Origin of the sequence: Protofrankia sp. Cr1, from assembly GCF_963555865.1 — a bacterium.
GTDB lineage: Bacteria > Actinomycetota > Actinomycetes > Frankiales > Frankiaceae > Protofrankia.
Map to the genome: position 1 here is coordinate 1 of NZ_CAUVXO010000100.1, position 3,126 is coordinate 3,126.

The 3,126-nt window shown below is 72.5% G+C and carries 2 protein-coding genes; one reads left to right on the top strand and one right to left on the bottom strand.

Translation table 11 applies throughout. The annotated features are described in order from the left end of the window. Positions 1–8: 8 nt before the first annotated feature. Positions 9–248 carry a DUF2530 domain-containing protein gene (locus U9980_RS10775; protein WP_322760653.1) on the top strand — a complete coding sequence of 80 codons (240 nt, stop codon included), beginning with the start codon at positions 9–11 and terminating at the stop codon, positions 246–248. Between the two features lie 69 nt (positions 249–317). On the opposite strand, the gene U9980_RS10780 is transcribed toward U9980_RS10775, so the two are convergent. After that, the coding region (locus tag U9980_RS10780; protein WP_322767785.1) for a molecular chaperone Hsp90 at positions 318–3,126 on the bottom strand (2,809 nt) is incomplete at its 5' end.

Here is a 3,126-nt window from a genome sequence, read left to right on the forward strand (position 1 = left end):
CAGCAGATATGAGCGTGACCCCGCCGGCTGGGCGCCGGGAGCTGGAACCGTTGCCCTATGACGGTGTGGCGTCAGTGACTGTCGGTACGATTCTGTGGCTGGTCGCCCTGGTGGTGCTGCTGCCGTTCTGGAACAGCCTGCGGGCGGACGGCCACCTGTGGTGGATCGCGACCGCGGCCGTCGGCGCGGCGCTCGGCCTGCTGGGTATCGCGGTCACATCCCGCCGCCGCAACCGCCTGCGTCGCTAGCACGCCGTCGCCGTCGCCGGCGCCTCCGTGCCGGGCTCTGAACGTTGATGCGGGTCGTGACACACCGGCTCAGGAGTCGTCGAGGTCGGCTTCGGCCTGACGCTGATCGTCACCGGCCGGTTCGCGCAACGCCTCGGCGATGGCGTGCCGGCGGTCCCAGGTGCCGGCATGCCAGGCCAGGGCCCGCGCCAGCGCGTTCGTTCCGGCACTCGCGTCGACGTGGATCTCCCCCCCGATGCCACCGAGCACCCGCCACGCGACGGGCGTTGGTTCACCGTCGACGTCGGCCACGAGCAGACGCCCATGCGACAGATACGGCGTACCGTCCGGCGCCGTATCCGTCGGTGACGGCGGCGTTGAGACGACGTCACAGTCACCGAGGGACGAAAGCAGCGGTACGCCGAGTACGAGGGATGCCTCGGCCGCTCGGTCCAGCGGCATCCGCAGGGCACCGCGACCGGCCCCGAGCAGCGGCATCAGGTCCGGCGCGTCCACGATCACGGCATCGGATGTCCGCACCACGCCGTTCGGGGTGCGGACGGTCAGCGGAGGGTCGATGCTCCTCGCCGGATCGTGGTCGGGTACCTCCGCGCGGGGGAGCGCCGCGGCGGCGTCAACGGCCGCCATGTACAGCAGGCGCGCCGCCGGCCATGGCACGTCCCGATCGGCATCGCCGAGCCGGTCGAGCAGGTCGAGCACCGCATCCGGATCGCTCAGGACGTCGGCGAGGGTAAGCCTGCAACCGAGGAGGCGCAGCAGGCCGACATCCACCCCCGGCAGCGGGGCAGCCGGGGCGAACAGCCCGTCGAGCAGCGGGTCTGCGCCGGGCAGCGCCAGCTCGGGCGGGGGGAGCACGGTCGTTGATCCGGCGACCGGAAGCAGCGCGTGCCGGGACAGCCACCAACGCGTGTACGACACATCCGCATCGCGGGCATGGCCGCCGGACCCCGGCCGGCGCAATCGGTCGGAGTGCATGACGACATCGCGCAGCGGCGGCCGGGCCAGCTCCGCGAGCGCCCCAGGCCAGCGGGACGGGTCGACGAATTCGAGGTCGCGCACAGCCGAGAAGGTCGCCAGCGTGGGCGGCGCGCTCGGTTCGCCACCGGCCCTGGCCTGATCGGGTTCGGACTCGAGTCGGGCGGTCAACTCCTCCACCCAGGTGTCACTGTCGTCCAGGTCGAGCAGGACCGGCTCATCCGGGTCGAGGCCCACGTCGGTGACATGCAGCACGGCGAAGGTCCGCAGTACCCCGACCGCTTCCAGCACGCCCACCGGCCATGCCCGCGCGAAGTCGTCGGCGAGGACGCTGAACGGTGCGTCGCTTGCGAGCACCCGGTCGAGGGGGCCAGCTTTGATCAACAGTTCGCCGGCGGGGCTGAAGTCGCCATCGGTGTCGGGAAGCAGCAGATCTGCGAGCCAGGGCAGTTCACCGGCGATATCGCCGGCGTCCCGCGCCAGCGCCAGGACAGCGTTGGCCAGCGCGCGTGCCGCGTCGGGATCCGCTTCGGGGTCGATGTCGGCGATGGCGTCGGCCACGGACCCGTCGCGCAGCACACTCGCGGGGGTTCCCTCGACCGCACCGAGGGTGCGCAGAACATCGCGGGCCGTGCCGGCGCAGGCGTCGGGATGCGCGACCCGCAGCGGTAGGCCTGAGCTGACCAACGCGAGGACGTCCAGATCGGTGGTGGGAAGCAGCAGACCACGCGGGCCGGTCACCATCCGGACCCCGAGCCGGGTGTCGTCCGGTCCGGGGCCGGTCCCAGCGTCCGGTGCCGGGTCCCGGTCCGGGGCAGATGCGGCCAGCGGAACGGGCAGGGCGCCGAGGGCGTCCCGGTCGGGCGCGGTCGCGAGTGCCGCATAGGCACGTGCCCACCACGACGGCGGTCTGCGGAGCTCGCTGAGAATCTCAACCACATCGGCGGTGTCGAGGCGGTCTACTCCCAGCACGTCGAGGGCCGGCCGCCAATGCCGTGCGGCGTAGGCCGCCGGCAGCAGGCCGTCCACGGCGCCATCCGCGTCGTCACCCGGTTTGTCGGTTCCCAGTTCGTCGGTGCCAAATTCGTCGTTCTCGGGCCGGTCGTCCAGAGGACCAGAGGGCGCGCGACGATCGTCAGACCGCGCGCCCGCAGGCCGCAGTCCCCGGAGCACTGCCGGGGCCGTGAGCAGCGCCGTGACCTGGTCGGTTGCCGGACCGAGGTCGCAGACCACACAGTCGGATCCGCGGTGCCCGCCGGGAAACATCGGTGCGTCCGGTAGCAGCCGCGCGAGGGCGTCCCGCAACCTGGCGTCGACCTCACCGGCCGGCAGCCCGGTCGGGACGAGCTCGAGCGCCGCCAGCGGCGAATGAGCCGGCGGATGGCCGGTACCCACGAGCGCCCGCAGGTCGAATGCGTCGCGCGCCTGCGCTGCCGGGGTGATGCCCGGATCCTGCCCCGCGGCGATCAGTGCGAACAGGTCCGGTCCGGCTGGCGCCACCGAGCTGGTGTCAGCGTCCGGCAGCGCGCTGACATCTGGCTCGGCATCCGGTCCCGGCGGGCTGCCGGCGCCGAGGTCGACAGCAAGGTCGACGATCGTCTCGGCGAGCCGGTCCACCAGCCAGTCTCGCAGCGGACCCGCGACAGTGTGCCGGCGGGACGGTTCCAACGGCAGACCCACACTGACCAGAACCGGCAACGACAGCGGCTCGTCGGTCGGCTGGGGCGCCCGGACAAGCGTGGGCACGCCGCTGGGCCAGCCGCCCTCGCAGACCATGGCCCGGGCCTCGTATCCGGTACGGGCACGTTCCTCAACCGGCCGGTCGATGAGCAGATCCGGCGGAATCACCCCGCGTCGCACCCTGCCAACCCAGCGTCGCCCATCCAGCAGCGCGACCTCCTGG